Raw genomic sequence first — 1228 nt, forward strand, 5'->3', positions numbered from 1 at the left:
CGCTAATCCGACCTTGTATTATTCCCTTCATGCCGTTCGTGATATTTCGAACGGTATCGACCGCTGTCAAAATCTTGGTAGGCATATCAAGACCGGGTAACTGGATGCCGTATCCGCCCTTAGGCTTCGAGCCAGTTTCGTAGATCTCGCACCAGTTACCCATCCTCAATGTCAAGATCGGACAGTATCTTTGGCACCGGCATGCCGGTTAGCCCGCATTCACAAGGTAGATCGCAAGAGGACCACAGCATGTTTAATTTAGGAATCGACGTTGCCAAGGCGAAGCTCGACTGCGCGCTGCGCCTGCCTAACGGAAAACACCGTAACAAAGTAGTAGAAAACAATCACAAAGGATTCATTGCACTCAGCGAATGGCTGCTCAAGCAGGATGCCAGCAGTCCGCGCGTATGCATGGAAGCGACCGGAACCTACTGGGAAAAGGTGGCCGAATATCTGGCAGGATGTGGCATGCTGGTCAGTGTCATCAATCCGGCGCAGATCAAGGCCTTCGGCGCTTCGCGCCTGGTGCGCACGAAAACGGACAAAGTCGACGCGCAGCTGATCGCCGACTTCGCCCATGAACGTCAGCCCGAGCCGTGGCTGGCGCCATCGCCCGCCGAGCAGGCATTGCGCGCCATGGTGCTGCGCCTGGAAGCCTTACAAACCATGCGCTTGCAGGAAAGCAACCGACTCGAGGTGGCACGCGAAGCCGTGCGCCAGGGCATCGTCGATCACATTACCTGGCTCGATGGCCAGATCAGGGAGCTGATCCAAGCCATCAAACGGCATATCGATGACGACCCGGATCTACGCGGCAAAAGTGAGCTGCTCGACACCATTCCAGGCCTGGGCGAGCGGTCGATTCCGGTGCTGCTATCCTACTATGCCAATCCCGAACGCTTCGACAGCGCCAAGCAAGCCGTGGCATTTGCGGGACTCGACCCGCGGCAACACGAGTCAGGCTCCAGCGTACGTGGCAAGCCACGCATGTCGAAGGTCGGCCACAGCTTCCTGCGCAAAGCCCTGTACATGCCCGCCATGGTGACCGTGTACCGGACGGCCTGGGGCAAGCGCTTCGGCCAGCGCCTACGTGCTGCTGGCAAGGCAAAAAAGCTGATCATCGGCGCCATGATGCGCAAGCTGGTGCACGTGGCATTCGGCGTGCTCAGGTCGGGAAAAATATTTGATCCTACCTTGCACGCCGCTTGACGGGGATAACAGTATCTAC

The 1228-nt window shown here is 57.7% G+C and carries 1 protein-coding gene; it reads left to right on the forward strand.

The window, feature by feature from the left end; all coding sequences use genetic code 11:
• Positions 1–249 precede the first annotated feature (249 nt).
• A complete protein-coding gene (locus ACQ4WL_RS27585) occupies positions 250–1209 on the forward strand; it encodes an IS110 family RNA-guided transposase (RefSeq protein WP_436512901.1) in 960 nt (319 codons plus the stop codon).
• Positions 1210–1228: the final 19 nt, after the last annotated feature.

It is taken from the genome of Janthinobacterium kochi, assembly GCF_051380715.1.
Classification (GTDB): domain Bacteria; phylum Pseudomonadota; class Gammaproteobacteria; order Burkholderiales; family Burkholderiaceae_D; genus Janthinobacterium.

Coding starts and splice junctions, on each gene's coding strand:
- ACQ4WL_RS27585 (WP_436512901.1), top strand. CDS start 250: ATGTTTAATTTAGGAATCGACGTTGCCAAGGCGAAGCTCGACTGCGCG.